Origin of the sequence: Bacteroides sp. RTP31139st1_H2_RTP31139_211217, from assembly GCF_040227615.1 — a bacterium.
GTDB classification, from domain to species: Bacteria; Bacteroidota; Bacteroidia; order Bacteroidales; family Bacteroidaceae; genus Bacteroides; species Bacteroides uniformis.
Genome location: NZ_JBCNZM010000011.1, coordinates 15,742 through 40,460, shown reverse-complemented (window position 1 = coordinate 40,460; position 24,719 = coordinate 15,742). Strand labels below are relative to the sequence as shown.

The following is a 24,719-nucleotide window of genomic DNA, read 5'->3' as shown; positions in this document are numbered from 1 at the left end:
AAATCAATTCGTTATAGGCAACCTTTCCCATAGCCATCGTGGAATCATACGCCAAAAAAATACCAGTACCCGGTAGCGTCCGTCAATGACAACTACCCGTCTCTTTTCTCTTAAAGCCTTGATTATGTGCTGTGCTACACGGTCTGCTTTCATCAGCATCGGGTATTTCCCGCTTTTCAATAAATCGGTGGCAACAAATCCCGGACGGATGTCGGTGAAGTGTATATCAAGATGCTGCATCCGGGCAAGTTGTGCCAGCGCTTCGATATAGGTATTCTGGAAGCGTTTGGTGGCAGAGTAGGCCGGTGCAACGCCCAGTCCTTTAGTGCCTGCAATGGAACTGATGACAGCAATATGTCCGGAGCCTTTTTCCTTGAAATAGTTGAAGGCGGCAGTCACCATGCGGGTAAATCCCTCTACATTGGTACGTGCCGTGTTCAGTTCGATGTCCGGTTGTAAGTCCCGGTTTTGATGTCCCACGCCGGAACTGAGGAAAAACAGGTCTATGCCTCCCAGCTTTTTTATCAGGTTATGGAGGTGTAGAGTCGCTGTCTCTTCCGTAACGTCCAGCTGTTCCGTGACTATCCGGTCGGGTGCGGTGGCTTGCAGGGCATGCAATGCTTCCTCTCTTCTGCCGGCAATACCTATATGCCAGCCTTGTTGTACAAGTATCCTGGCTACTTCTTGTCCGATGCCTGAAGTGGCACCGATGATGATGGCTTTCTGCATGATGATAGGGGATTATCCGATGACGGTTGCTACAATTCTTCTTCCTCCGCCCCGGTTGCGGAACTCGCAGAGATAGATGCCTTGCCAGATACCTATGTTCAGACGCCCATTGGTGATGGGGATGGTGAGGCTGGTTCCGCTGAGGGTTGCCTTGGCATGGGCGGGCATATCGTCATCGCCTTCGCATGTATGTTGGTAATAAGGTTCCCGTTCTTTTACGAGGCGGTTGAAGATGGCTTCCATATCTGTCTGTACGTCAGGGTCTGCATTCTCGTTGATGGTGAGGCCTGCGCTTGTATGCTTGATGAACAGATGCAGGATTCCGGCAGACGGAAGCGGTGGAAGGTTGCGTATAATCTCCTCTGTCACCAGGTGAAAGCCACGCCGGCGAGGGGTTAGGGTAAATTCTTTCTGTGCGGTCATAAATCATTGTTTTTCGTTTGTTGTCAGGATGGTCTTGTCCGGCAGGGCAGTTCCACGGTGAATGTGCTTCCCACTCCCATTGTCGAATCTACGGTAATCACTCCATTCATTTTCTCAACGATGGATTTGCAGATGGAGAGTCCTAATCCGGCACCTTGGGCAAAAGAGTCCACCTTTTCAAACCGTTCGAATATCATTCCCAGTTTGTCGGGGGGAATACCGCATCCAGTATCGGAAACACTGATTCTTATTCCGTCTGTGTCCGTTTCGTAGTACACTTCGATATGTCCCTGCACGGTGTTTTTCAGTGCATTCGATATGAAGTTGTTCAGTATCTGTTTGATGCGCATCGGGTCGTGCTCTATCTGGCCGGGGGTTACCGGATACCTGGCAAAGAGTTTCACTCCTGCCGGAACGTTCCGTTCGTACTCGGTAATACTTTCCTTGATGAGTTCTGCCGGATTGAACCATTCGGAATGGAGCTCTATGTGTCCGGCCTCTATTTTGGAAAGGTCCAGAACGTCGTTGATTAGTTTGAGCAACAGTTGGTTGTTGTGGTTTATCAAAGAGATGTACTGTTCCCTTTCCTGCTCGTTTTCCACATAGTGCAGCAGGCTGGAGAAACCGATAATCGCATTTAGCGGCGTGCGGATTTCATGGCTCATATTGGCAAGGAAAGCGGATTTCAGCCGGTCTGCCTCTTCGGCCTTTTCCTTGGCTTGTATCAGCATTGCCTCCGTCTGCTTTAATTGGGTGATGTCGTAATTGATGCAGATAATCTCTATGATGTTCTGTTCAGGCATGTAGCGTTCTACAATGATGTTGACGTGGGTCCACATGAAAGAACCGTCTTCTTTAAGAACACGTACTTCCCGGCTGAGCTTGTGTGCCAGTCCTCTCTTTACGTTCTGTAGGAAGTCAAGCATGATAGTACGGTCGTCAGGGTGAAGATGATTGTAGGTTCCGATGATTTCGGACAACGGTGTTTCTGTTTTCTCACCCAAGTTCTTGTACCAGCTGCGTTGGGCATAGCCTTGCTCATTAAGAAGGTCATAATTGGCATATCCCACTTTGGCATAGTCACCTATAAGCTCAAAGTGGCTCTCGAACTCTTGTATTTTGTTGTAAGCGACGGTCGTTTCCGTTTTGTCTGCGTTGATTAGCAGATAGTTGGTTAGGTTGTGATTATCGTCGTAAAGGCTTGTGACTTTGGTTACAAGGTCTATGGTGCCCGTCTTCTTCTGTGTCTTGTAGTAATTGCCTATTTTAGAGAAGTCATACCGGAAAGTGAAGTCTGCATTTTCATGTTTTCTTAACTTGCTTTTCATCTCTTCCGGGAAAATCGGATTCTCGAAAATATTAATTCCAAGTAGATCTTCTTTCTGTTTGAGATGGAACATTTCCTGCTCTTTGTCATTCATATCTATCAATATTCCCTCTCGGTTATAGAGCTCAATTCCTACCGGAAGATATTTATAAATATTATGGAGGAGACGGTTACGCTCTTGTAAGGCTTGGGATGCCGATGACATGTCGGGACCGTCTTGTGTTTCGGCAATGCCGTAGACTTTGACATTACCGTTTTCATCGGTTCTCTGCAGGCATATCTTGCTTCTTATCCACGTTGGACCCTCTACTGTGTTGAGCAGATATACAGTCTCTTGTGTCTGCCGGATATTGTCGAAGGAATGTGTGGTAGTATGCCGTTGTTCCTCTTTCAGGATACGTTTGTTGAAATCTTTAAAGCTGATGGTTCCATCCTCATCCAGTCCCAGCAACCGGGAGATATATTCGGAGCAAATGTAGCTTTCGGTCTTTAAATCAGCTTCCCACCATCCCATATTGGCATTGGTCATCATTGCTGACAGTAAGTCATAATCAAATTTAGAATTCATACCGGAATCTTTGATAGTGATGTTTTTGTTCTGTCACAACAATTAAGATATTGACAAAGATACATTATTTCCAAATTAATCTGTGATGAACGGAAATAAAAATAAGGGTTATATGTGTTTTTGGGAAATGGGAAAAAGGTACCCGAGTTTTTGTACTTGCCGGAATAAGACGTATATTTGTTGCAATTTTTACATTCTAACAAGAAAATGCCATGAAGCGTATTGGACTCTTTGTAATAGTTTTTTTCTGCATATCACTCTTACTCCATGCAAGCGGCCCGCGTGTCTTGTTTATCGGAGATTCTATCACGGACGGTAACTGGGGAAATGCCTGCGGGATGCCCAAACCGACTGCGGAACGAAGCCTTTGGGATATGAACCATATTTACGGTAGCGGCTATATGTATTTGTGTGCAAGTCATTATCAAGGAGATTTCCCGGAAAAGGAATATGCTTTTTTTAACCGTGGCATCAGTGGAAACACTCTCCGGGATTTGGAGAAACGCTGGGAAGAGGATGTCATTGGAATGAAACCGGATGTGCTTTCCGTCTTGGTGGGGACAAACGATGTACATTACTATCTGCAGGGTGACAAAAAAGAGCCTTTTGATTTTGAAGGATGGGAGAAATGTTACCGTTCCTTGCTTGACCGTTCTTTGCAGGCCAATCCGGAATTGAAGATAGTGCTGGGCACTCCTTTTGTTGTCAATGTCGGCAATATGCGTAAGAGTGAGGACTTTGCAGAACGTGATAGTCTGGTGCGTCGCTGTGCCGCCATCGTAGAGAGGATAGCGAAGGACTATCAGACGGTATTTCTTCCTTATAATGCGATGTTCGATGAAATTCTCGGCACTGCTCCGGCTTCTCAGGACACCTATTGGATTTGGGACGGTATCCATCCTACTCCTGCAGGGCATAAACGAATGGCGGATATGTGGATAAAGCGCGTGAATTTATAATTTATCAATAAAATAGAGAGTAATGGAAAAAGTGATTATCAACTCGTACGAGGATTTTGAAAAGCTGGTAGGCCAGCAAATCGGTGTTTCGGAATATGTAGAGCTCCCTCAGGAGCGTATCAATCTGTTTGCTGATGCGACATTGGACCATCAGTGGATACACGTCGATACGGAACGCGCCAAAGTGGAAAGTCCTTTTAAGAGCACTATTGCACATGGGTATCTCACCTTGTCCATGTTGCCATATCTGTGGAACCAGATTATTGAAGTGAACAACCTGAAGATGATGATTAATTATGGTATGGACAAGATGAAGTTCGGTCAGGCGGTATTGTCCGGACAGAGCATCCGACTGGTTGCCCATTTGCAATCTCTGTCGAATCTGCGCGGTGTGGCAAAGGCGGAAATAAAGTTTGCCATCGAAATACAAGGTGAAAAGAAGAAGGCACTGGAAGGGGTGGCTATATTTTTGTATTATTTCAATTGATTATGCGTAAGATGGTATGCCCCCAATGCAAGGTGGGGGCATTTTTTGTGATGAACGGACAAGGTGAGCGCCTGCCGGTCTACATCTCTGACAAAGGTGAGATTGTACCTAAGGACGGCACCTCCTCGTTGGAGGGATACGACCAGGATACGGTTTATTGTTTGTGCTGTTCCTGGCGCGGGACTCCGAAACGTTTGGTGAAATACTGATGGACATACTCCTGCCACAAATGGCGGAGTGCCGCCACGGGATGGTACAACAGCATCCGTGGTCCGGCATACCGCATGACTTCACGCATCCGTTCTTTCATTTCGGGCTTGTAGCAGTGAATGCTGCATTGCCTGCAGGTGGATTTATTCTCACCGAAAGGACAGCGTGAAAGACGAATGCGGGCATATCCCAGCAATTCCTCGCATCGGGGACACAATTGCTTGTTACCTTCCTTTTTCCGGCAGTAGAGGCGGACCATCCGTTCTACTGTCTGTTTTTCCTGCTCGATACGGGATGGCATGTTTATTGTTTGGACTGCCAGCGTTTCAAGGTCGGGAAGAATTCTTTCATACCGGCAATGGCTTCCTCTTTAGTGAAATTCATTCCGGAATCCTTGTTGAATTCGTCGGTGAACTGTGCACAATGTTCTATCATTTCGTCCATAGTGCAGTCTTGTGCAAAATTGCCGTGCTGGTAGCAATAGGTGCAATATTCCTCGTTGAGGCTACCGTCGGCATTGGTTCCGAGTACTTCTGCAGATGACAAGGGCATTCCGCAGCTTTGGCAAAGTTTAGCTTCCATAATGTGTGGAGTTAAGTGATATGCAAATATAGAATATTATTTTGGTTGAAGCGTCCTTTTCAGATAAATCATGTCTTTCAGTTGCTTGCCTCCTTCAAATATGGGGTGGTCGTAATTATCGATAAAGAAATCGGGTACCCGGTGTGAGTATGCAAATCCGCAGCTTTCATAGAAGGGGATGGTTAGCGGACTGTCTCCAGTGCCGACAAGCATAGTATGGCACCGGTCTTTATAATGTTCAAGAACGAATGCTATCAGTTGTCTTCCATATCCCTGGCGCTGGTATTCCGGATAGACAGCTATGCTCTTTATTTCGTAGATTCCTTTATCCTCGCAGGTGATTACACAAGACGCTTTGACTGTATCATTATCGGATAGGATGAACATCTCTCCCCGTTCCAGATAACGGTCAATCATGGACTCTTGTTCGTCGGCAAGCAGCAGCAGGTCAAGATATTGCTTTTTGTTGCCGGATATGGGATGTATTCTTATCATATTTCTGAATTTCTGGTGTGAAGTTAGTCATTTTCTATTGAATTACAATGGATATCTCTTTTTAACTGTTGAATGGTTGAGAGTTGCCGGTGAACAAAATCTGCCATACGCCGTTCTTCTCATAACATGATAATCTGATGAAGTTATGAGTAAGTTGAAATTCTCTTTTCTGGTTTTGATGCTGATGGTATCAGTCTCGGCTTCTGCCGATTGGGCACCTGCTGATGTACAGGCTGCACTGAAGAAAATGTATCCTACGGTAGATGATGTTGCCTGGTCACATGATGAATCTTATTATGTGGCAGATTTCCTGATGAACGGTTTTGATACGAAAGTCTGGTTTGACGGGCAGGCGCAATGGGTAATGCAACAGACGGACTGGGAGACAATGGACGAAGTGCCCCCTGCCGTTTACAATGCTTTTGCCGCCAGTGAATATTCCGGAGGGATGGTGCAGAATGTCACTTGGGTACAGTTTCCCAAATGGCAGTCCATCGTGGCGGTAGAGGTAGGGATGGCAAATCTCCAGACGAAATATCAGATATTGTTTACCCCGACGGGCGAAATCATCCGTGCCCGTAATGTCACCTATACATACAATCCGCTCGGCGCAGCCACTTTCTTGTAACGTCTGTTCGCATACCTGCTGAATTTATCATATCTTTGCCTTCCCAAACCAGACTTTTATGGACAAAGACACTTTTCAGCAGGAGGTTTATAATGTAGTGGCCGCAATCCCTCCGGGGCGGGTGGTGACGTACGGACAGATAGCCTATCTTGTCGGAAGACCTCAATGTTCGCGCATGGTGGGACATGCTATGCACGATGTGCCCGACGGCATGTGTTTGCCCTGCCATCGGGTAGTGAACAGCCAGGGCAGGCTGGCACCGTGCTGGGCGGAACAGCGGGCTTTGCTGGAGGCAGAGGGCGTGACGTTCAGAAAGAATGGGTGTGTGGACATGAAAAAATGCCAGTGGGAATTCATGAAAGAGCAAATACAATAAGATTATGAAATTTATAGGTGCACATGTATCGGCCAGTGGGGGAGTGGAAGCGGCTCCCGTCAATGCCAGTGAGATAGGGGCAAATGCTTTTGCCTTGTTTACCAAGAACCAGCGTCAGTGGGTGGCAAGGCCGCTGACGGAGGAGAGTATCAGGGTGTTTAAGGAAAATTGCGGGAAGCTTGGCTTCGATTCCCGCTATATCCTGCCTCACGACAGTTATCTGATAAATTTAGGGCATCCCGAAGAAGAAGGGTTACAGAAAAGCCGTGCCGCTTTTCTGGATGAGATGCAGCGCTGCGAACAATTAGGGCTGAAGTTACTGAATTTTCATCCGGGCAGCCATTTGAATAAGATTTCCGTGGAAGAGTGTCTGGACAAGGTCGCTGAATCCATTAATCTTATATTGGGCAAGACGCACGATGTGGTGGCTGTCATAGAGAACACAGCCGGGCAGGGTAGCAATGTGGGAAACGAGTTCTGGCAGCTGGGACATATCATTGACCGGGTGGATGACAAGTCTCGCGTTGGAGTTTGCCTTGATACCTGCCACACGTATACAGCAGGCTATGATATAGTGAATGAGTATGACAAGGTGTTTGAGGAGTTTGACACAGCGGTAGGTTTCGGCTATCTGCGCGGTATACACCTGAATGACTCCAAGAAAGCACTCGGCTCCAGAGTAGACCGTCACGACAGCATCGGCAAGGGGCTGATAGGTATGGATTTCTTCCGGCGCTTTATGCAAGATGTGCGTTTTGACGGTATACCTATTATTTTGGAGACGCCCGATGAATCGCTTTGGGCAGAGGAGATAAAACTGTTGAGAAGCTTTGTCTCCTCTGATTGAGAGACTATGCCCTGAATACACATTCTATACGGTTACCGTCCGGGTCGAGGACGACACTTTCAAAATATCCGTCGCCGGAGGTACGGGGCTCTCCTGCGATGGTATATCCCGCTGTATGTAGCCGTTCTGTCTGTCGGAGGACAGCTTCCTGGCTGTCGAAGGCAAAGGCAAAGTGGGTCAGTCCCAGTCTGTTTTCCTCAATAGGGGTATTCTGTATGTCCGTACGGCTCATCAGTTCCAAATCCGTTCCTTCATCGAAGTGAAGGAAATAAGATTCGAATCCTTTTTGGGGGTTGATGTACTTTTCATTGCTGCTCCCGTTGAAGTAACGTGTGTAGAACTCTTTCATCTCTTCCAGTCGGAAGGTCCAGATGGCGATGTGATGTATCTTCATAAGTTTGCTAAATTATAATCTGTGTTCAATCTGAGTAATCTGTGGTGGGGTTGGTAATTGCAGGTGCAGAATAGGGAAAGGCTTTCCCGTCGGGTCGGTTTCGTCCCAGCCGGCCACTTGGAATCCCATATGTTGGTAAAATCGGCAAGCTTGTCCGTTCTGCTCGTTTACATCCACTTTGTGGATGTGTTTTTGGTGGACGGCGTACTCCATGAGCCGTTTTCCGTATCCCTTACCTTGTTGGTCAGGACGGACAAACAACATCTCGATGAGTTCATCGCTCAGTCCCATAAAGGCGGCAATTTCTTCTTTTTCGTTGCGGATGATGTAAAGCTCTACGGCAAGAAAGTACTGCTCTCTTATCAGCGGTTTGTAAAACTGTATATCCTTTTCTGCCAGGAAGTGGTGTGTGCTGCGGACAGAGGCTTCCCAGACGGTCAACAGTTCGTCATAATCTTGTGGGGTAGGTCGGAGTATCATCATTTATTGCATTACTTTGCTGGTTATTAATCAGTAGGCAGTCAGAATTCAGCTTCTTTGGTAATCCTTACGGTTTCTCCCGTTATAGGGTGGGTAAATTCTAAGTATTCGGCATGCAGATAAAGCCGGTCTGCTTTCTCCCCGTAAAGTTCATCACCGATGATGGGGCAGTGCAAGCCAAGCGGGTGTGCTGCATGTATACGTAGCTGATGGGTTCTTCCCGTGCGCGGATAGAAAGCGATACGGGTCCGTTTCCCGTCCAGACGTTCCAGAACTTGATAATCGGTGATGGCGGGCTTTCCGTGTTCGGTGTGTACCATTTGCCGTGGGCGGTCAAGTGGATTCAGGCAAAGCGGGAGGTCGACCGTACCTTTGTCCTTTGGGACAATACCCTCGAGCAATGCGACATAACGTTTCCTGACCAGGCGGTTCTTGAACTGGGCCTGCAGGTTCTGGTGTACACGCTTGGTCTTGGCAATGAGCATTAAACCGGAAGTGGCCATGTCGAGACGATGCACCGTCAGGGGACCGTCAGCTTCGGGATATTGCTCACGCATCAGGCTATAGACGGAGACTGCATCTTCCTTGCCGGGAACAGACAGCATTCCTGCCGGTTTGTTGATGACCGAAAGCCATGGGTCCTCATAAACAATCTCCAAATTTTGGGAGGGTACCTGCATTCTTTTCAACATGGGGTTTTCCTCTACTTGTAGACCTTGCAGCATGTGTTGCAGTATAGGTTCGCACTTTCCTTTGCAAGCCGGATAATAGTGGCCGTGATGGCGTATCTCTGTCTTGGGGGAATCACCCCACCAGAACTCGGCCATGGCAATAGGTTTCCATCCGTGCAGATAAGCTTGTTGCAGCAGTTTGGGGGCCGCACATTCACCTGCGCCGGCAGGAGGTGTCTTGTGCACGGTCTGCCCGAATATCTCACAGAGATTCTTGACTTCTCCCCGGTAATTCAGCATCCCGAACTGTTCGAATAGCTTTTGCTGCAATGCTGCAGAGCGGGTTTTACGTTCAGACTTCAATGCTGAAATCCGTCTTTCCCAGTCTTCTGTCTGCGTTTGCAGTGTGGTAATCCTTGCTTTCCATGAACGTTCCAGGCGTTTATATTCTGCCTTTTGGAACTGGCTTTCCCGTATCAGTTCGGCTTCTTCCTGCGCATTGAGTTCTTTTTCTTTTCTGCACTGTTCTCTGGCTGTTTTGGCTTCTTTCAACTGTGCTTTGGCTGTTGCCAGTATGTTTTCTGCTGACTGAATGGTCCGGGCAAGCTCTGCTGATAAGGCGGCATATGCTTTGTCATTTTCCAGTTGCCGGATGTTGCGGTTGATGGAAGAGATGTTCTCTTCTTCTATCTTGAAAAAGCCTTGTGGCTGTAGCAAGTCATATACGGGAGGAACAAAAAAGGGATGTAGGTTCTTTCCGGCCAATATGCCTGAGAATGCAGCTAAATATCCGATTTCTCCATGCTCGGTTTGTACAATCAGTACCCCGAACATTTTGCCTTGGCGCAGTTCGTCCTTCCATGTAGTTTGTCGGGTAAGATAGCTTTGTACTTCTTTGGCTGCCAATATACATAATGGGTGCGGAGTATAGCAGAAAGGATAGGTGAACCTTTCCGGAAGCGGAATGTCGGTTATGGAAGTAGTAAAACGGTGCAACATGATGTTGCAAAGATACTATATTTCTCTCATAACAGACCGTTTGTACTGCAAATCTTTATTTCGTTGTATATAGGTTGTATCGCTTATGAAGAAAAAAACATCTTTGGGAAAGTTTTACTTATTCTCCGTTTATACAAATATGTATATATGTGTGAATTAACTTTGTTTTTGATAAATTGGCAACTCTGTTATCCTTAAAAAATGACTATTAATCTGTCTCGGATATTTTCTTCTTCCATAGACTTCTTTTTGTGTACTTTAGATGTTATGCCGTCGTATGAATACGGATGAAGAGCTTTTGCCTTAGTGATACTTGTAAAATAAATTAAGTTATTGCCTTTTTTGTTTTATTGGGGAATGGTTGTTTTTTAAACTTCCTGGATATATAAAAGAAACTTATTTCTCTTTAAAAAGTTGTATATTAGCGCCTTAAAGTTTTTCAAAAGATTATATGGGCAAAAACAAAGAGAAATTAAACATATTCTTGCTTCATTTTTTAGAACGGTTGAATAGCAATGAACCCAATGAAAGGAAAGTTATTGAATCGTTGACCGATTTCTGCAACTACTATGACTTTACGAAAGGGTTTATCTATCAGACTGACGGATTCCGTTATTTCTTATTGAAAGAAACGATTGGAAATGAAGGTGGGACTATGAAACCCCGTTTCGATATGGGAGAGTTGAAAAAGGAGCATGTCGATGCCATGAAAGCTCGGGATAAACCTTTCTATGGAAACAGAAATGCGGATGCTTCATGGGATGATATTGACATTCTTGATTTCTACGGTGAGGATTCTTTGTTAATCAGGCATTTTGAAGATACTGAGGGTAAAATCATCGGATTCATAGGTTTTGCAGGCAGGGAGGAAGAGACCTATCTCACGGAAGAGGAGTTGCAAATCATTCATCTCTTGCTGGGCTCGTTCTCTAAGGAAATTGCGGTCAGGGAATATAAGGAAAGGGAAGTGAGGGCCAGCAATACATTAGGCAGTATCATGAATAATATGGGCGTTGATATTTACGTCAACTCTTTCGATTCCCACGATATGTTGTATGCCAATAGGTCTATGGTGGAACCATATGGCGGTATCGAGCATTTCTGGGGGAAAAAATGCTGGGAGGCCCTCTACTCGGACAAGACGGGGGAGTGTGAGTTCTGCCCAAAGAGGCATTTGATAGATGAAAACGGACACCCCACCAAAGTCTATTCGTGGGATTATCAACGGCCATTTGACAAGTGTTGGTTTCGCGTGTTCAGTGCAGCCTTTGCTTGGGTGGACGGGCAGATGGCGCATGTCATTACCAGTGTGGATATCGACCATCAGAAAAAGATAGAGGAGGAATTGCGGGTCGCCAAGGATAAGGCAGAACATCTGGACCGCTTGAAGTCTGCTTTCCTGGCCAATATGAGTCATGAAATCCGTACTCCGCTCAATTCCATTGTCGGTTTTGCAAGCATCATTGCCGAACTGGACGATAGGGAAGAACGCCAGGAATACCTTGCCATCATGCAGGAGAATACGGAACTGCTCTTGCAACTGATATCCGACATTCTGGATTTGGCAAAGATAGAAGCGGGAACACTTGATTATAATATGGGGTATGTGGATGTCAGTGACTTCTGTAAGGACGTGATGCGCAACTATGATATAAAGGAAGACAAGGCTGTATCGGTTCTGTTGGCTCCCGACTTGCCCGATTACCGTATCTATACCGACAAGAAACGTCTGATGCAGGTGGTCACCAATTTTATAAACAACGCTTTGAAGTTCACCAGTGAAGGGCAGATCCTTTTGGAATATCATCCGGTGGAAGGTACCGGTCAGATAGAGTTTTCTGTGACGGACACCGGTATGGGTATTGCTCCGGATGCCGTGGCTACTGTGTTCGACCGCTTTGTAAAGCTTAATACCTTTGCGAAGGGCACGGGTTTAGGCTTGTCCATCTGTAAAAGTATCATTGAGCATCTTGGCGGGACTATCGGTGCTGAGTCGGAATTGGGAGTCGGCAGCCGTTTTTGGTTCAGGCATCCGTGTGCCGAATGATTTTATTTGCCTATATTTGTGCGAACTTCAATATTTATGGATAAAAAACTCTGTACCGATGAAAAACAAGACATGGACGTGCCTGGTTGTTGTGTCAGCAGCATTGCTGATGGCGGGTTGCGGCAGCAGGACAAAGAAACAAACAAATGAAGATGTAAGTATGGATAGTGTCGGTGTAACATGCAGTGGCGTAAAGACCTTGCAACTGGAGGGAGTGCAGGCCACTTGGATTCAGGATAATGCTGGTGAGCATTTGATGCCGAGAACGATTTTCCCGGATGCAAGCGATGAATTGATGGAAAGTTTGTCGCTTCAAGGCGGTATTCCTTCTTCCATGAGCACCTTCCTGGTAGATACGAATGGTATCCGTATCCTTTTTGATACGGGAATGGGAGCTCCCGGCAGTCGTCTGTTGCCCGGATTACAATCTTTGGGTATCTCTCCGGCAGATATTGGATATCTGTATCTTACCCATTTCCATGGCGACCATATCGGTGGAATGATGAAGGGAGACAGTGTAGTCTTCCCGAATGCCGAAGTGTACGCATCAAAAGTGGAATATGATGCCTGGATGGCAATGCCTGCCGAAAGGAAGGCGCAGGTCGTAAAGACGATGGATGCCTATAAGGAACGGCTGCATCTGTTTGAGTTTGGCGATACCTTGCCGGGCAATGTGGTTGCCATGGAGGCAGTCGGTCATACTCCCGGTCATACGGTTTTCCAGAGTGGCAAGTTACTGGTGATTGGTGACCTCATCCATGGTGTGGCCCTTCAGTTGGAGCATCCGGAATACTGCGCTTCCTATGATATGGATAAGGAAGCTGCCGTGAAAGCACGCAAGTATTTCCTCCAATATGCCAAGGACAACCAATTGACGATGGCAGGTATGCATCTTCCTGCTCCGGCCTTCAAATAGAATAGGAGAGTGTCAAAAGTATATGAGTACTTTCATTATGCTATATTTAGGCGCGGATAGTTCTGAGCCCCTCGTTATTCCTTTTTACTTTTAGAAGCGGCAGTCTTGTTCGATGTATGTCATATATTCGTCGTAACTGATGTGCCTGCCTCCCATTGTTTTGAGGTGAGGGGTTTCGAACTGGCAATCTATCATGACGCCTCCATGTTCCCTGAAGAATTGGGCCAGATGGATGAGGGCCAGCTTCGAGGCGCTGGGAACGAGTGAGAACATGCTCTCTCCAAAGAAACAACGTCCCAGGGTCACTCCGTACAGCCCACCTACCAATTGCTCTTCTTCCCATACTTCCACGCTGGCGGCGAATCCTTGTTCGTGCAGGTGCGTATAGGCTTCCATCATCTTCGTTCCGAGCCAGGCGCCTTCTTGTTCTATCCGCAATTCTCCGCAGGTTTGTATGATGTCTTGGAAAGCTTCGTTGAAGGTGATTTCGTACTTTCCTTTGTTGATGAGCGTACGCATGGAGTGGGAGATATGGATTTCGTCCGGAAAGATGACGAAACGGTCCATCGGGCACCACCATTGTATCAGTTCTTCCCGAAATGCGTACCAGGGGAAGATGCCGTTGGAGTACGCCAGGATGAGGCGGTCAATGGATAGGTCACCGCCCACAGCGAGCAACCCGTCGGGGTCGCCGTAGTGAGGGTCGGGGAAAGCAAGTTTATCCGTCAGTTGAAAGACCATATCGTTATTCGGTTGCGGGTTGTAGTTTCAATGCTCCGTTTTCCACTTGCACGCGGACTTTTCCTCCTGCCTTCAATGTACCGAACAGAATTTCGCGCATCAGCAAGGGTTTCAAGTGGGCGGCTATCACGCGGTCCATCTCCCGGGCGCCGTATTCGGGAATAAAACCCCGTTGGAGCAGCCATTCGTGTGCTTCCTGGCTCAATACCATTTCCACCTGGCGGGAAGACAGCTTGCTGCCTAGTTCTCCGAGTTTCTTGTCGAGGATAAGTGATGCCATCGGGCGGTCCATGTCATGGAAGACCACCGTGGCAGAGAGGCGGTTGATGAATTCGGGCTTAAAGGTTTTCTTGACTTGTTTCAGCATGGCTTCTCCGGCGGTGACCTGACTGTTGAAGCCGATGGACGCTTGGCGGGCATATTGTGCTCCGGCATTGGAGGTCATGATGAGGACCACGTGTCGGCAGTCGGCTTTCCGTCCTTTGTTGTCAGTCAGTACGGCATAATCCATTACTTGCAGCAGGATGTTGAATACGTCGGGATGGGCTTTTTCTATCTCATCGAGCAGTAGCACGCAGTTTGGGGTCTTGCGTATGGCGTCGGTCAGCAGGCCGCCGTCCTCGTAACCCACGTAGCCGGCAGGCGAGCCAATCAGTTTGGCTACGGTATGCTTTTCGGTATATTCGCTCATGTCAAAACGTTGCAGGGCGATGCCCAGCTCGGCGGCGAGCACTTTGGCAACTTCGGTCTTTCCTACTCCGGTGGGGCCTACAAAGAGCAGGCTTGCCAGCGGTTTGTTTTCGTCCAGCAGTCCGGCTTTGGACATTTGCACAGCTTCCACCACCTGACGGACGGCTTCTTCCTGCCCGTAGATGCGGGAGCTGATGCGTTCGTGCAGGCTTTCCAAGGCGGTGGTGTCGTCCTCTTTCATGGCGAGGGCATTGACTTTGCAGGTACGTGCCAGTATGTCGGTTATCAGTGCCTTGTCCACGGTCTGTTCCTCGGAGTCTGTGGGGTGTATTTCCCGGTAAGCTCCTGCTTCGTCCACCAGGTCGATGGCTTTGTCGGGCAGGAAACGGTCGCTGATGTAGCGGGCGCTTGCCTTTACGGCGTAGGGGATGACGTCGGGCTCGTAGGTGACGCCGTGGTAGGTTTCGTATTTCTCTTTCAGGCCTTCTACGATATGTATGGCTTCTTCAATGCTCGGTTCCAGTATGTCTATCTGCTGGAAGCGGCGTACCAGTCCCTTGCTGCGTGCGAAGTAGCGGTTGTACTCGTCGTAGGTGGTAGAGCCGATGAAACGTATTGCCCCGGTTTCCAGATAGGGTTTCAGCATGTTGGAGGCATCCATAGAGCCTTCGCCCGTGCGTCCGGCGCCTATCAGGTTGTGTATCTCGTCGATGTAGACGATGGCATTTCCCTCACGACCGATGCCTTCCATGATACTTTTCAGCCGCTTCTCGAAATCGCCGCGATATTGTGTGCCTGCCAGTAGACTGCCCAAGTCCAGCTCATAGATGCGGAAGCCGGCAAGCCGTTCGGGGACGTTGCCCGCTTCGATACGGGCGGCAAGCCCATAGGCAAGGGCTGTTTTGCCTACACCGGGTTCGCCCACATGCAACGGGTTGTTCTTTTCTTTGCGGCAGAGCACTTGTATGGTTCGCTCCAACTCCATCTCCCTGCCGATAAGCGGGTTGTGGTCTGCCAGATGGTCGTTGAGGCAGGTCACGTAGTTACGCCACGGTTCTGTTTTCTCTTGTTCATCGGGAGATGGCGTACCGCCTGCTTCTTCTGCCAGCTCCGCTTCTTCGTAGTGGGTAATGAGCAGACTGAGGAATTCGGGCAGGTCGCCGCCGACTGCTTCCTTTAGGAAATGGCATGCCCAGGAATCTTCCAGTTGCAGCAAGCCTTGTATCAGATGGGGAACACCCAGTTCTTCGGCGCTGGAATACTCTGTCACCATATAGGCATGTTGTAGGAGTGAACTGAGCTGGACGGAAAGTCCCAACTCGTATTCCACATTGTCGGGGATAGTTTCCACTTCTTCCGTCAGATAGTTTTCCAGTGAGATGCTGAGCTCCACATAATTGTAGAAGGTATCTTGCAGGGTGTTGATAAAGGGTTCCTGTTCCAGAATGGCGCTCAGCAGATGTTCGGGCATGATGAACTCGTGCCGGTAAGACTCGGCTTTTCTTTGTGCGGAAGCGAATGCTTGGTTTACGAATATCGTATTTTTTATATCCATATTGTTTCTTTCTTATTCTTCTTCCTCCGGGGTGACGGTGAGCCGGAGGGGGAAACCTTCATTGCGTGCCATGCGGGTGGCTTTCTGTACTTTGGAGTGGGCGATGTCGTATGAGTAGATGCCCACTACCGCGGAGTTGCTCTTGTGCACCTGCAGCATCAGTGTTTCCGCTTCTGCCGATGATTTGTAAAAGACGGTGGTGAGTACTTTTACCACAAACTCCATGGTGGTGAAGTCATCATTGTAGATGGTGACTTTGAAGCGTCGGGGTTCCCGTAATTCTATGCGTTCTTTTTCTTTGAAAGAAGATTGCTGTTGTTCCATTTCTTTTTAAAAACTACTGTTAAGACATTGTTCTACCGTTGTGTGGGCAACGAAAACTCCTGCCAGTCATATTCGTCTCCGTACTCGTCGGCTATGGCTATGCGTATGGTGACGTTACCCGTCTTTATCCGTTCTCCGGCACTGATGTTGGCGGTGTATTTCACACCGTTGCGCGGAGTTATTTGCTCTATCATGACCGACGGCGATATGTAAATACGCTTCATGCCCGTGGTTTCCACCACCACCGGCACTACGTTGTAGGCTGTTTTGTTTCCTTCGTTCATGATTTCAAAAATCACTTTACAGTTTTCGCCCGAATTGATGACGTGGTTGCGGCTGTCGTCAATGAAACGTATATTCCGTATCCTCAAGTGGTCGATGGCCGATGCTTGCGGCTGTCTTCCGGATTGCGGGGGATAGGGCTGTGTCCTTTCTATCCGGTAGCTGTACTCCTCCTGCTTTTTGGGGGCTGTGGCTGCATTGGCAATGGCAGCTCCCGCAATGGTTCCTATGATGGTGCCGATGGCGGAACCCCGGTATCCTCCTCGCCAGCCTCCGTTACTGTCACCTATCAGCCCGCCGATGGCACCGCCTACATTACTTCCGATGGCAGCTCCTGCGAGCACTGCGTTAGGGTCGCCTGCAGCCATCTGGCTTGTGCCGCATCCGCTGAGGATGATGGTTGCTGCCAGGATTCCTATAAAAGACTTTTTCATGTTCATATCCTATAATTATTATGTTGGGCAGATTGTTTTATAAAAGGGCTATTCCCAGTAAATCATCTTTTTGGTCATGCCTCCGTCAATGGTTATGTTTTCGCCATTGATGAAGTCGTTTTCGTCTTGACATAGGAATACGCACATACGGGCAATATCTTCCGGTTTGCCAACCCGTCCGGAGGGATGTTGTGAATGGTCTTCTGCCCGTAATTGTTCATAATCGTGTGTCTGAATCCAGCCCGGAGAGATGGAGTTGACCGTGATGTGCCACTCTGCAAGCGATAAAGCCAACGCATGCGTCAATGAATAGATACCTCCTTTGGAAGCTGCATATCCTTCACTGCCTGGTTCACTCATCAGATAGCGGGTAGAACAGAGATTAATGATTCTTCCGTAGGTATTCGTGCTGTTTTGACTTTTGCGGTGTACTGCCAACGCATGTGAAGTAATGAACACCGGACGTAAATTCACAGACAATATTTTATCGAAAGTCTCCACACTCGTTTCTGTGATGGGAGAGAATTCACTGATGCCGGCATTGTTTATAATGATGTCAATATCCCCCCATTCCTTGAAAATATTTTGCAGGCAAAGTTCCAATGCTTCTTTGCTGTTTAGGTCGACGGGGTGGAATTGTGCTCCGGTGGCTTGGGCGGTTTGTTGTCCTTCCAGTTCATTCTTGTCACAAAAGGCTACTTGGTAATTAAGCTTGCAGAAGGCTTCTACAATGGCTTTGCCAATACCTCCTGCACCTCCGGTAACGAACACTTTCTTTCCGCCTTTTTTGAGGGGAAGTGTCGGCTTATGTAGCGTTTGTGCCTTACCGGATTTTTTCGCTTTCTCCCAAGCTGCTTTGCGTGCCCGGTATTGCTCGTACTGATTTTCAAGATAATTATCGGCCATATATGTTTCCGGTTTTATTGTTTAACTGTCTTTCTCCGAATAAGTTCACTTCCTTGCATTGGGAGATGATATAGAGATGATGCCCCCAAGGGATGGAGAAAAATTTCTCTTCACCTAATTTGGAAACAACTTGTTGCCAAATTGTATGTGGCTCATTATAAAATAGATACCACTGCTTTATACTGCGTATGTTTCTATATGAGAACCCTTTCATATCAGGAAATTCTGCCATCAGCTCACGACTCAACTCTTCGAGAAATCCGCTTCCCCAAGTCATTTCTTTCTGCCGTTCTATAATTTCTGCTCCCAGTTGCCAGTAAAGGTGAAGCAGTTCGCTGTTCACGCGTACAGCCGCTTTAATCTGTGCACTACGAATGTCTTGTTTTAGGTGGTTTACCCAATCCTTGAACGGTTGATTTATAGATAGTGCTGTTTTCATATTTTTATTTTCTTCATCGTCATATTCGATGTTTCTATTTCACAAAGTTAAGAAAAAGAATTTATTTCAACTGTAATCCTTTTCGTCTTTTCTGCCTCTCCACTTTTACCACACAATATACCATCTCCCCCTCTCTTTCCTTTACCTCATCCCGTGTTGCTGCAATATCCTCCCGAACACGTTCACCCGTTTTGCAGAGAATAGGTATCGCACTATGTCGCTGTATTTCCTCCTATATTTTCGTAGGCGATAATTATTCCCCTTGTAGGGCTTCAAAAGGGAATCCGTCTGTTTCCCTAAGGAGAACGGTTTGTTTCAATATGGAGAACAGTTTGTTTCATTAGTAGGAAACTGTTTGTTCCGTTAAAGAAAACAGTTTGTTTTATTGAGTGTGAACAGTTTGTTTCATAGTATGTGAACACTTTGTTTCTTACTGTTGTAACAAAGTGTTCACCGTTGTGAACTAAAGTGTTATCTATATTTTCAGTGATAAAATGACATGAAAAGGGGGCTGAAGATTACCTTTCTACCATTTGTATTCTTCGCTGTAGGAGTCGAAAGCCGGTTCTCCCGGAATGTTGTATTGGTGGAAAGTTCTGCGGATATAGTTCTGGTCTTCGGGGGAAAGGTAAGATTCTTCCCGGTAGAAGCGGTAGTATTTTCCGCGGCCGAAATGGGCTATCAACTGGCTTTTCAGAGGTTGGAGATTCTTGTAGGGAACTTCATCGAGCAAGTGGCTGATTCCCCATGCGACATGTATCTTTTGTGTCGATTGGAAATAGGCGCATTGGCTGCTATCCTCTGGAATACACAGTGGATTGATGATGCGGATGGACGGGTACTCGGGGGTATCGCGAAGGGCGGCTAAGCGATGCAGGCAGTTGTCGGCTTTCGGGCATTGGTTGTTGAAACAGCGTGAGTAGTTGGCAGGTGCTAAAGGTTTCTCGGAAGAATGTTTCATGTTTATATATACTTTGATGAAGCGACAAAGATAGCACTAACTTTTTGATATAGCCTTCTGTTCTCTTGTTTGAAATGCCCCCTCATTGAAAAAACAGCAGCCGGAACCACTGAATTCAGTAATTCCGGCTGTACCGTTCTTTCTTATAAGTATGGATGGACTATTTCACCTGGATGATGTCATAATTCAAGTCACTCACTGCTTCCTGCAGGCTGTCGTTGACAAGGCGCAGGGTTGTGTCGTTCACTACTACGAAGTACACCGGAGTGTCCCCGTCGTTCGGGGTCAGCTTGATGGCTGTTTTCTTCTTGTTGTCGACGTCTTTCTGGATAACTTCTTTCTTTCCTTTGGAAGTAAAGCTCTTGTTCTTTCCGGGGCCTTCGGCATCCAGATAAGTTGTTACCAGCGTGTAGCCGCTTTCTCCGTCGGGACCTACACTGTCTACGCTCAATACATACTGGATGCCCGGACCGTCGGCGGCGGGAAGGATTCCTTCGTATACGGCTACGGCAGACGAGTCATTGCCGGTAACAGCCATTACACTTTCGTCCATGGCGACGGCGTCATTGTTCTGAGTTCCTTTTGATTGGCAGGATACCAATGCAGCGGCAAGGGCTGCAATCATCATTACTTTTTTCATTGCTTTAATGGTTTAAGTTAATTATAAAGACGCAATAGCGTTTGTTATTCATCTTCTTCTTTCTTGATGACGAGCAGCTTGTCCACCCGTCCGCGGTCCATATCCACCACTTCGAAGTCCAGGTTTTTGTAGCTGAACAAGTCTCCGGCTTTCGGCACCCGTCCTATCAAGAACATGGCAAGACCGCTCAAGGTGGTGAAGTCTTCTTCTTTCAGGTCATCATAGTTCATAATGCCCATCGCCTCCATAAAGTCATCCAGATTCATGGAAGCTTCCACCAGCATGGAACCGTCTTGACGAACAACGATTTCCTCTTCTTCCGTTTCATTCTCTTCGAGGATGTCTCCGAAGATACTTTCCGTCAAATCGTGCAGGGTGATGATACCTTCTGTATTTCCATACTCGTCTACAACAACTCCGAACTTGTTTTTGTTCTTCTTAAACAGCTCTAAAACTTTCTTTGCATACAAACTTTCCGGAATAAACAAAGCAGGGCGTGCAATACTACGTAAGTTGAAGGGTTGTTCGCCGCCCATCATCAAGATGATGTCCTTTACGGAAACCACACCGATAATCTCGTCCTTTCCCCGCTCCACCAGGAGATATTTGCTGAAGTGTTCTTCGTGGATGATACGCAACACCTCTTCCGGTGTGTCTGTGGGATGGAGCACGACGATGTCGCGGCGATAGGTCATCAGGTCATTCGCTCTTTTGTCCGAGAAGCGGAACACGTCACGCAACATTTCCGTTTCGTCTTTGTCGATGACGCCTTGTTCCGAGCTTTGGTGCAGAATCATCTTCAGTTCGTCTTGTGTCATTTGGCGTTCTTCGCCGCTGTTCAGTCCGATGAGTTTGTTCATCAGTTTGGTGGAAGCGCTCAGCAGGCATACAAACGGATAGGAAATCTTGGTTAGCACAATCATGAAGGGGCTGAGCATGGTGGCCCATCGTTCCGGGTTGTTCAAGGCGATGGACTTGGGCACCAGTTCGCCTATGATGAGCGACAGATAGGTGATGATGGCTACTACGGTAATCATGGCGAGAGTCTTGGCATAGGCGGCTACTCCCGGAATGAGGGCGAACAGCGGTTCTACGTCATCAGCGATGGTGGCACCACCATAGGCACCGGATACGATACCGATAAGAGTAATACCGATTTGGATGGTGGAGAGGAATTTTTCGGGTTCTTCCAGTTGTTTCAATACTCCTTTGGCTCTTTTGTTCCCTTTTCCGACAAGAGTTTCAAGGCGTGCTTTACTTGAGGAGACTAAAGCGATTTCATACATGGCAAAAATGCCGTTCAGAATAAGTAAAAGTAGAATGATAATAAACTCCATAGTGGATTTTGAATAGTTTGTGAGGCAAAGATAATGATTTTTCAGTATTTATTGTTAATATTGCCATCCGTTAGAAAAAATAAACAATAAATAGATGAAAAAAAGAATTATTGCCTTGGGGCTTTTGTGGTGTCTGTCTGCCGTAATGTTGCAGGCGGCACGTGTAGACACGGTGTTGGTGAGAAGTGCAGCCATGAATAAGGATGTAAAAGTTGTGTATGTATTGCCTGATAAGGCTATCGGCAAGCAGGCTTGTCCGGTGGTTTATCTGTTGCACGGTTATGGCGGCAATGCGCGGAGCTGGGTGCAGCTGAAGCCGGAATTGCCGCAGATGGCGGATGAGAAAGGAATCATATTTGTATGTCCGGACGGCAAGAACAGTTGGTATTGGGACAGTCCGGAGAATCCTGCCTACCGTTATGAGACTTTTGTCACCTCGGAATTGGTGAAGTATACAGACGGGAACTATGCTACCATTCCCGATAGAAAGGCGCGTGCCATCAGTGGATTGAGTATGGGCGGCCACGGTGCTTTGTGGAGTGCTATCCGTCATAAGGATGTGTTCGGTGCGGCGGGCAGTATGAGTGGAGGAGTGGATATACGGCCGTTCCCCCAGAATTGGGAAATGAACAAGCAGTTGGGAGAGTTTGCTGCCAACAAGGCATCTTGGGATGCGCATACGGTGGTCAACCAGCTGGATAAGATTGTAAATGGCGACTTGGCGCTAATCATCGACTGCGGTGAGGCCGATTTCTTTCTTGAAGTGAACAAGGACTTGCACAACCGGCTGCTGGCAAGGAAGATAGACCATGACTTCATCACTCGTCCCGGTGGACATACCGGAACGTATTGGAACAACTCCATAGACTATCACGTCCTTTTCTTCGACAAGTTCTTTAAGAAGTAAGTAGCTTATTATTCGATGGTATAGTTCACGGTGCGTGTGTAGTCCTGCTCGTAGCCGTTCCTTATATGCCTGACGACTGCATGGCAGGAAGTGACGATACCCCGGTTATCTAACGTATAAGTATAGGTGGTGGTCTCTTCACTTTCTCCGTTGCTGTCCGGGATGAGTTGGGTAATCAGATAGTTTGCAGGTTCTCCCAATATCTTCCCGTATATGGCAACTGCATGCATGGAAAGCGGATACATGTCCGTAATGAATAGGCTTGGTATTTCGGAGATATTTGCAATTTCATTGCCTGATGGTGTGGTAGCCGTACTGTTGTGTTCAAAAGTGTCAACCTTTTGCTGTATGCGCAATGCCCGGAAGTTGCTGTAGTCTATTGTAATGAATGAGTATTCTTTTCCGTCGTCCAGCTTTTCTGTGATGTTTTCCAGATAGTATTTGTCTTCGGTGTTGATGAGGTAGGAGAAGGTGTAAGTACGGGTATTTCCTGCCATATCCTGACTGGTACAAGTGGTGGCATAACCTTTGTCATTCAGCGTGTAGGTTGATACTGTACCTGCTTCGTCGGTTATCACGGCTTGATGGTCCTTGTATTCGACAGTAGTGGTATTCTCTATCTCGAAGAGTTCGTCTCCTGCTGTAAAGCTCTGTTTGCCGGTGTAGCTGGTCAGCCTGCCTGCACTGTTGTAAAGGTAGGTGTGGGTGGCAGTAACCGGTTGCGCATCGCTCTCTATCACTTCTTTGAGTTCGATTTTGGAGAAAGGAGTGGTGGGTTAGGTTGACGGCTCCGGTTCTGGCGTATCATTGCCATTGTTATCATCGCTGCAAGCTGCCAGTCCGCCGAGCAACAGCAGGCTGAACATGATTCCCGAAAATCGGGTGATGATTGTAACTCTTCTGTTTAGTTTCATCCTATTGGTCTTTTTATTTGATGCGTACGGCATGGCTTGCCCGACGTTCAATGGAGTTTGCGAGAGTGGTCACTCTTAAAGAACGGGTATCTTCTTGTGCGGGCGGTTGTATGCTTCCGTCGATGGCGCCGAGTGCAGTGCTCAATAAGGCTTCGTTGGTATCTCCAAAGGGCAGGAAACGTGACATGTCGCTCATCTCATTCACTACATATCCCGAGTAGGCCGGTTGGAATCCGGATTCATAATCAGATTTCCCTTCCGAATTGTATATCTTGCAGACGATGGGATTCATCGTTATCATCAGTTCGGGGCTGGAGAAATTCCTGGAACCTACATTCTTGCCTACGGTAGTACCGCCGATAATGACAACATCCATATACGGGTCGAGACAGTTAATCACCATTTCGGAGGCGGAGGCAGTCTGGCTGCTGGTAAGTACGTAGAGAGTATTCAGGTTTAGGTTTGCTCCGTTTCCGATGAGTCCGGAGTTCAGGGTGAACGGTACTATCTGCGGATTGAAGCGGTTGTTGAATTCCAGGTACCCCAACTCTTGTCCCAAGGCGGAGGAAGGTGCAAGCATGGTACACAGCAATTCTGCGCAACTCAGTAATCCACCGTTGTTGTAGCGCAAGTCAAGGATGAATTCGTTGACTTGCTGTGATGCGAAATATTGGAATGCGCTGCGCAGGTCGTTGTCATATTCATTACTGTTGTCCGTGGGGCCGGAACTGAAGTGGTTGTAGACCAGATAACCTATTTTCTTGCTGCCTGATGTATATACATTCTTATAGTGCACCGGGTTGTCGTTGACGGGACGCGCCGATGCTATCTGTCTGGGTTTGTCGTAAGCAACGATGGCATTTTTCTCCACGTCGTAATAACCTACTGTAAGTTCCATGGCACTACTTCCATACAGTTTCTTATAATTCTGTTCAGTAATAAAGTTCCCGTCCATCTTCATAATCCAGTCACCCCGTTTCAGCCCGATTTCCGAGGCCGGGCTTCCGTCGGCAACGTAAAGAATCTGTGCAACAATGGCATTCTCTTCTCCTTCTACTTCTATCTGGTTGGTAGTGAACTGGAATCCGTAGCTGTAATCCGTATAGGGGATGCTGCGGGTAGTGGTGACGCTGACCAGACTGTCGATGGTGGAGAATTTGTCTTCTTCGGATTTGAGCGAGGCAAAGAAAGTGAAAGGGGCTTGAAAATAGTTCAGGTCGTTGGTATGGGGGATAGCGTCTACCCAATAGTACCACACACGCATGGTATCGTCAATCCAGCGGTCTGTCTGGGTCTGTCCGGCATACTCTTTCCAGCGGTCCACCCCGCAGGAAGTCAGATAAATGGGAAGAATCAGGGTTCCCAATATGAGTATCAGTATATTTCTTGCTTTCATGGGGGCAAAGATAGTGCAAATTGAGTGCAGAACTTTCATGCTTGCATGAAAAAGT

General features: G+C 47.4%; 28 protein-coding genes and 1 pseudogene. 9 read left to right on the top strand and 20 right to left on the bottom strand.

From position 1 onward, the window contains the following. Window positions 1-3: 3 nt before the first annotated feature. The 3 genes from ABUA47_RS03030 to ABUA47_RS03020 are packed head-to-tail and all read right to left on the bottom strand — an operon-like array spanning window position 4 to window position 3,047. Window positions 4-729, bottom strand: a complete 726-nt coding sequence (locus tag ABUA47_RS03030) for an SDR family NAD(P)-dependent oxidoreductase (RefSeq protein WP_005826453.1) — start codon at window positions 727-729, stop codon at window positions 4-6. 12 nt (window positions 730-741) lie between these two features. Next, entirely contained in the window at window positions 742-1,152 is a 411-nt protein-coding gene (locus ABUA47_RS03025) for a secondary thiamine-phosphate synthase enzyme YjbQ (RefSeq protein ID WP_005826454.1), read from the bottom strand. 23 nt (window positions 1,153-1,175) lie between these two features. Next, window positions 1,176-3,047: a PAS domain-containing sensor histidine kinase gene (locus ABUA47_RS03020; protein ID WP_117680522.1), complete on the bottom strand. Its 1,872-nt coding sequence runs from the start codon at window positions 3,045-3,047 to the stop codon at window positions 1,176-1,178. A 212-nt stretch (window positions 3,048-3,259) separates the two neighbouring features. Between ABUA47_RS03020 and ABUA47_RS03015 the strand changes: the two genes are divergently transcribed. The 3 genes from ABUA47_RS03015 to ABUA47_RS03005 are packed head-to-tail and all read left to right on the top strand — an operon-like array spanning window position 3,260 to window position 4,702. Beyond that, window positions 3,260-4,006 carry an SGNH/GDSL hydrolase family protein gene (locus tag ABUA47_RS03015; protein ID WP_098032588.1) on the top strand — a complete coding sequence of 249 codons (747 nt, stop codon included), beginning with the start codon at window positions 3,260-3,262 and terminating at the stop codon, window positions 4,004-4,006. Window positions 4,007-4,028: 22 nt separating this feature from the next. After that, on the top strand, window positions 4,029-4,493 hold the full coding sequence (locus tag ABUA47_RS03010; RefSeq protein WP_005826461.1) for a MaoC family dehydratase: 465 nt from the start codon (window positions 4,029-4,031) through the stop codon (window positions 4,491-4,493). Between the two features lie 2 nt (window positions 4,494-4,495). Beyond that, the gene (locus tag ABUA47_RS03005; RefSeq protein WP_005835857.1) at window positions 4,496-4,702 is read left to right on the top strand and encodes a hypothetical protein; all 207 of its coding nucleotides are present in this window, start codon (window positions 4,496-4,498) and stop codon (window positions 4,700-4,702) included. Here ABUA47_RS03005 and ABUA47_RS03000 read toward each other — a convergent pair. Genes ABUA47_RS03000 through ABUA47_RS02990 form a run of 3 tightly spaced genes read right to left on the bottom strand, consistent with a single transcriptional unit; the run spans window position 4,648 to window position 5,780 of the window. Beyond that, complete coding sequence (locus ABUA47_RS03000; RefSeq protein ID WP_008663812.1) at window positions 4,648-5,004, bottom strand: nitrous oxide-stimulated promoter family protein; 357 nt, start codon at window positions 5,002-5,004, stop codon at window positions 4,648-4,650. The genes ABUA47_RS03005 and ABUA47_RS03000 overlap by 55 nt on opposite strands. A gap of 2 nt (window positions 5,005-5,006) precedes the next feature. Beyond that, complete coding sequence (locus tag ABUA47_RS02995) at window positions 5,007-5,285, bottom strand: zinc ribbon domain-containing protein (protein ID WP_005835861.1); 279 nt, start codon at window positions 5,283-5,285, stop codon at window positions 5,007-5,009. Window positions 5,286-5,321: 36 nt separating this feature from the next. Further along, window positions 5,322-5,780, bottom strand: a complete 459-nt coding sequence (locus ABUA47_RS02990) for a GNAT family N-acetyltransferase (protein ID WP_005835863.1) — start codon at window positions 5,778-5,780, stop codon at window positions 5,322-5,324. A 145-nt stretch (window positions 5,781-5,925) separates the two neighbouring features. On the opposite strand from ABUA47_RS02990, the gene ABUA47_RS02985 reads away from it, so the two are divergent. The 3 genes from ABUA47_RS02985 to nfo are packed head-to-tail and all read left to right on the top strand — an operon-like array spanning window position 5,926 to window position 7,631. Continuing rightward, window positions 5,926-6,408, top strand: a complete 483-nt coding sequence (locus ABUA47_RS02985) for a PepSY-like domain-containing protein (RefSeq protein ID WP_035449484.1) — start codon at window positions 5,926-5,928, stop codon at window positions 6,406-6,408. A gap of 58 nt (window positions 6,409-6,466) precedes the next feature. Beyond that, entirely contained in the window at window positions 6,467-6,784 is a 318-nt protein-coding gene (locus ABUA47_RS02980; RefSeq protein WP_005826471.1) for an MGMT family protein, read from the top strand. Between the two features lie 4 nt (window positions 6,785-6,788). Beyond that, window positions 6,789-7,631 (top strand): deoxyribonuclease IV, encoded by an 843-nt coding sequence (gene nfo / locus ABUA47_RS02975; protein ID WP_005835868.1) that lies wholly within the window; start codon window positions 6,789-6,791, stop codon window positions 7,629-7,631. Window positions 7,632-7,635: 4 nt separating this feature from the next. On the opposite strand, the gene ABUA47_RS02970 is transcribed toward nfo, so the two are convergent. Genes ABUA47_RS02970 through ABUA47_RS02960 form a run of 3 tightly spaced genes read right to left on the bottom strand, consistent with a single transcriptional unit; the run spans window position 7,636 to window position 10,175 of the window. Continuing rightward, the gene (locus tag ABUA47_RS02970; protein WP_008663810.1) at window positions 7,636-8,025 is read right to left on the bottom strand and encodes a VOC family protein; all 390 of its coding nucleotides are present in this window, start codon (window positions 8,023-8,025) and stop codon (window positions 7,636-7,638) included. Between the two features lie 12 nt (window positions 8,026-8,037). Then, complete coding sequence (locus tag ABUA47_RS02965; protein ID WP_035449481.1) at window positions 8,038-8,508, bottom strand: GNAT family N-acetyltransferase; 471 nt, start codon at window positions 8,506-8,508, stop codon at window positions 8,038-8,040. A gap of 38 nt (window positions 8,509-8,546) precedes the next feature. Next, window positions 8,547-10,175: an RluA family pseudouridine synthase gene (locus ABUA47_RS02960; RefSeq protein ID WP_347774037.1), complete on the bottom strand. Its 1,629-nt coding sequence runs from the start codon at window positions 10,173-10,175 to the stop codon at window positions 8,547-8,549. Between the two features lie 451 nt (window positions 10,176-10,626). Here ABUA47_RS02960 and ABUA47_RS02955 point away from each other — a divergent pair, with 451 nt between their 5' ends. Together ABUA47_RS02955 and ABUA47_RS02950 are read left to right on the top strand one after the other, a co-directional pair. Further along, window positions 10,627-12,222, top strand: a complete 1,596-nt coding sequence (locus tag ABUA47_RS02955) for a sensor histidine kinase (RefSeq protein ID WP_057089169.1) — start codon at window positions 10,627-10,629, stop codon at window positions 12,220-12,222. A gap of 58 nt (window positions 12,223-12,280) precedes the next feature. Beyond that, a complete protein-coding gene (locus ABUA47_RS02950; protein WP_141981668.1) occupies window positions 12,281-13,138 on the top strand; it encodes an MBL fold metallo-hydrolase in 858 nt (285 codons plus the stop codon). 90 nt (window positions 13,139-13,228) lie between these two features. Here the strand turns inward: ABUA47_RS02950 and aat are convergent, their stop codons facing one another. From aat to ABUA47_RS02905, 9 genes are all read right to left on the bottom strand, one after another. Next, window positions 13,229-13,879 carry a leucyl/phenylalanyl-tRNA--protein transferase gene (gene aat, locus ABUA47_RS02945; protein ID WP_005826481.1) on the bottom strand — a complete coding sequence of 217 codons (651 nt, stop codon included), beginning with the start codon at window positions 13,877-13,879 and terminating at the stop codon, window positions 13,229-13,231. 4 nt (window positions 13,880-13,883) lie between these two features. Next, entirely contained in the window at window positions 13,884-16,124 is a 2,241-nt protein-coding gene (locus tag ABUA47_RS02940; RefSeq protein WP_141981670.1) for an AAA family ATPase, read from the bottom strand. Window positions 16,125-16,136: 12 nt separating this feature from the next. Continuing rightward, window positions 16,137-16,448 carry an ATP-dependent Clp protease adaptor ClpS gene (locus tag ABUA47_RS02935; RefSeq protein ID WP_005826483.1) on the bottom strand — a complete coding sequence of 104 codons (312 nt, stop codon included), beginning with the start codon at window positions 16,446-16,448 and terminating at the stop codon, window positions 16,137-16,139. Window positions 16,449-16,480: 32 nt separating this feature from the next. Beyond that, the gene (locus ABUA47_RS02930) at window positions 16,481-17,170 is read right to left on the bottom strand and encodes a hypothetical protein (RefSeq protein WP_034528603.1); all 690 of its coding nucleotides are present in this window, start codon (window positions 17,168-17,170) and stop codon (window positions 16,481-16,483) included. A gap of 42 nt (window positions 17,171-17,212) precedes the next feature. Continuing rightward, on the bottom strand, window positions 17,213-18,070 hold the full coding sequence (locus ABUA47_RS02925) for an SDR family NAD(P)-dependent oxidoreductase (RefSeq protein ID WP_035449476.1): 858 nt from the start codon (window positions 18,068-18,070) through the stop codon (window positions 17,213-17,215). Continuing rightward, a complete protein-coding gene (locus ABUA47_RS02920; RefSeq protein ID WP_243634913.1) occupies window positions 18,060-18,509 on the bottom strand; it encodes a DUF1016 N-terminal domain-containing protein in 450 nt (149 codons plus the stop codon). Before ABUA47_RS02920 ends, ABUA47_RS02925 begins: the two co-directional genes overlap by 11 nt. Before the next feature lie 526 nt (window positions 18,510-19,035). Then, a complete protein-coding gene (locus ABUA47_RS02915) occupies window positions 19,036-19,470 on the bottom strand; it encodes a DUF6078 family protein (RefSeq protein WP_008663796.1) in 435 nt (144 codons plus the stop codon). 160 nt (window positions 19,471-19,630) lie between these two features. Continuing rightward, window positions 19,631-20,110, bottom strand: a complete 480-nt coding sequence (locus ABUA47_RS02910; protein ID WP_005826499.1) for a copper resistance protein NlpE N-terminal domain-containing protein — start codon at window positions 20,108-20,110, stop codon at window positions 19,631-19,633. Between the two features lie 44 nt (window positions 20,111-20,154). Further along, a complete protein-coding gene (locus ABUA47_RS02905) occupies window positions 20,155-21,447 on the bottom strand; it encodes a hemolysin family protein (RefSeq protein ID WP_005826501.1) in 1,293 nt (430 codons plus the stop codon). Between the two features lie 94 nt (window positions 21,448-21,541). Here ABUA47_RS02905 and ABUA47_RS02900 point away from each other — a divergent pair, with 94 nt between their 5' ends. Continuing rightward, entirely contained in the window at window positions 21,542-22,354 is an 813-nt protein-coding gene (locus ABUA47_RS02900; RefSeq protein WP_005826503.1) for an alpha/beta hydrolase, read from the top strand. An 8-nt stretch (window positions 22,355-22,362) separates the two neighbouring features. Here the strand turns inward: ABUA47_RS02900 and ABUA47_RS02895 are convergent. Both ABUA47_RS02895 and ABUA47_RS02890 read right to left on the bottom strand, forming a co-directional pair. Beyond that, a pseudogene (locus tag ABUA47_RS02895) lies at window positions 22,363-23,268 on the bottom strand (DUF4595 domain-containing protein). Window positions 23,269-23,281: 13 nt separating this feature from the next. Then, window positions 23,282-24,703: a S41 family peptidase gene (locus tag ABUA47_RS02890; RefSeq protein ID WP_022401627.1), complete on the bottom strand. Its 1,422-nt coding sequence runs from the start codon at window positions 24,701-24,703 to the stop codon at window positions 23,282-23,284. Window positions 24,704-24,719: the final 16 nt, after the last annotated feature.

Excerpts from the sequence above, each read along its gene's own strand:
- ABUA47_RS02990 (WP_005835863.1), bottom strand. The coding sequence starts at position 5,780 with ATGATAAGAATACATCCCATATCCGGCAACAAAAAGCAATATCTTGAC.
- ABUA47_RS02900 (WP_005826503.1), top strand. The coding sequence starts at position 21,542 with ATGAAAAAAAGAATTATTGCCTTGGGGCTTTTGTGGTGTCTGTCTGCC.
- ABUA47_RS02985 (WP_035449484.1), top strand. The coding sequence starts at position 5,926 with ATGAGTAAGTTGAAATTCTCTTTTCTGGTTTTGATGCTGATGGTATCA.
- ABUA47_RS02950 (WP_141981668.1), top strand. The coding sequence starts at position 12,281 with ATGAAAAACAAGACATGGACGTGCCTGGTTGTTGTGTCAGCAGCATTG.
- ABUA47_RS02890 (WP_022401627.1), bottom strand. The coding sequence starts at position 24,703 with ATGAAAGTTCTGCACTCAATTTGCACTATCTTTGCCCCCATGAAAGCA.
- ABUA47_RS02995 (WP_005835861.1), bottom strand. The coding sequence starts at position 5,285 with ATGGAAGCTAAACTTTGCCAAAGCTGCGGAATGCCCTTGTCATCTGCA.
- ABUA47_RS03025 (WP_005826454.1), bottom strand. The coding sequence starts at position 1,152 with ATGACCGCACAGAAAGAATTTACCCTAACCCCTCGCCGGCGTGGCTTT.
- ABUA47_RS02915 (WP_008663796.1), bottom strand. The coding sequence starts at position 19,470 with ATGAAACATTCTTCCGAGAAACCTTTAGCACCTGCCAACTACTCACGC.
- ABUA47_RS03020 (WP_117680522.1), bottom strand. The coding sequence starts at position 3,047 with ATGAATTCTAAATTTGATTATGACTTACTGTCAGCAATGATGACCAAT.
- ABUA47_RS03010 (WP_005826461.1), top strand. The coding sequence starts at position 4,029 with ATGGAAAAAGTGATTATCAACTCGTACGAGGATTTTGAAAAGCTGGTA.
- ABUA47_RS02910 (WP_005826499.1), bottom strand. The coding sequence starts at position 20,110 with ATGAAAAAAGTAATGATGATTGCAGCCCTTGCCGCTGCATTGGTATCC.
- ABUA47_RS02980 (WP_005826471.1), top strand. The coding sequence starts at position 6,467 with ATGGACAAAGACACTTTTCAGCAGGAGGTTTATAATGTAGTGGCCGCA.
- ABUA47_RS02905 (WP_005826501.1), bottom strand. The coding sequence starts at position 21,447 with ATGGAGTTTATTATCATTCTACTTTTACTTATTCTGAACGGCATTTTT.
- ABUA47_RS02925 (WP_035449476.1), bottom strand. The coding sequence starts at position 18,070 with ATGGCCGATAATTATCTTGAAAATCAGTACGAGCAATACCGGGCACGC.
- ABUA47_RS03005 (WP_005835857.1), top strand. The coding sequence starts at position 4,496 with ATGCGTAAGATGGTATGCCCCCAATGCAAGGTGGGGGCATTTTTTGTG.
- ABUA47_RS02970 (WP_008663810.1), bottom strand. The coding sequence starts at position 8,025 with ATGAAGATACATCACATCGCCATCTGGACCTTCCGACTGGAAGAGATG.
- ABUA47_RS02935 (WP_005826483.1), bottom strand. The coding sequence starts at position 16,448 with ATGGAACAACAGCAATCTTCTTTCAAAGAAAAAGAACGCATAGAATTA.
- ABUA47_RS03030 (WP_005826453.1), bottom strand. The coding sequence starts at position 729 with ATGCAGAAAGCCATCATCATCGGTGCCACTTCAGGCATCGGACAAGAA.
- nfo (WP_005835868.1), top strand. The coding sequence starts at position 6,789 with ATGAAATTTATAGGTGCACATGTATCGGCCAGTGGGGGAGTGGAAGCG.
- ABUA47_RS02965 (WP_035449481.1), bottom strand. The coding sequence starts at position 8,508 with ATGATGATACTCCGACCTACCCCACAAGATTATGACGAACTGTTGACC.
- ABUA47_RS02930 (WP_034528603.1), bottom strand. The coding sequence starts at position 17,170 with ATGAACATGAAAAAGTCTTTTATAGGAATCCTGGCAGCAACCATCATC.
- ABUA47_RS02940 (WP_141981670.1), bottom strand. The coding sequence starts at position 16,124 with ATGGATATAAAAAATACGATATTCGTAAACCAAGCATTCGCTTCCGCA.
- ABUA47_RS03015 (WP_098032588.1), top strand. The coding sequence starts at position 3,260 with ATGAAGCGTATTGGACTCTTTGTAATAGTTTTTTTCTGCATATCACTC.
- ABUA47_RS02955 (WP_057089169.1), top strand. The coding sequence starts at position 10,627 with ATGGGCAAAAACAAAGAGAAATTAAACATATTCTTGCTTCATTTTTTA.
- ABUA47_RS02920 (WP_243634913.1), bottom strand. The coding sequence starts at position 18,509 with ATGAAAACAGCACTATCTATAAATCAACCGTTCAAGGATTGGGTAAAC.
- ABUA47_RS02960 (WP_347774037.1), bottom strand. The coding sequence starts at position 10,175 with ATGTTGCACCGTTTTACTACTTCCATAACCGACATTCCGCTTCCGGAA.
- ABUA47_RS03000 (WP_008663812.1), bottom strand. The coding sequence starts at position 5,004 with ATGCCATCCCGTATCGAGCAGGAAAAACAGACAGTAGAACGGATGGTC.
- aat (WP_005826481.1), bottom strand. The coding sequence starts at position 13,879 with ATGGTCTTTCAACTGACGGATAAACTTGCTTTCCCCGACCCTCACTAC.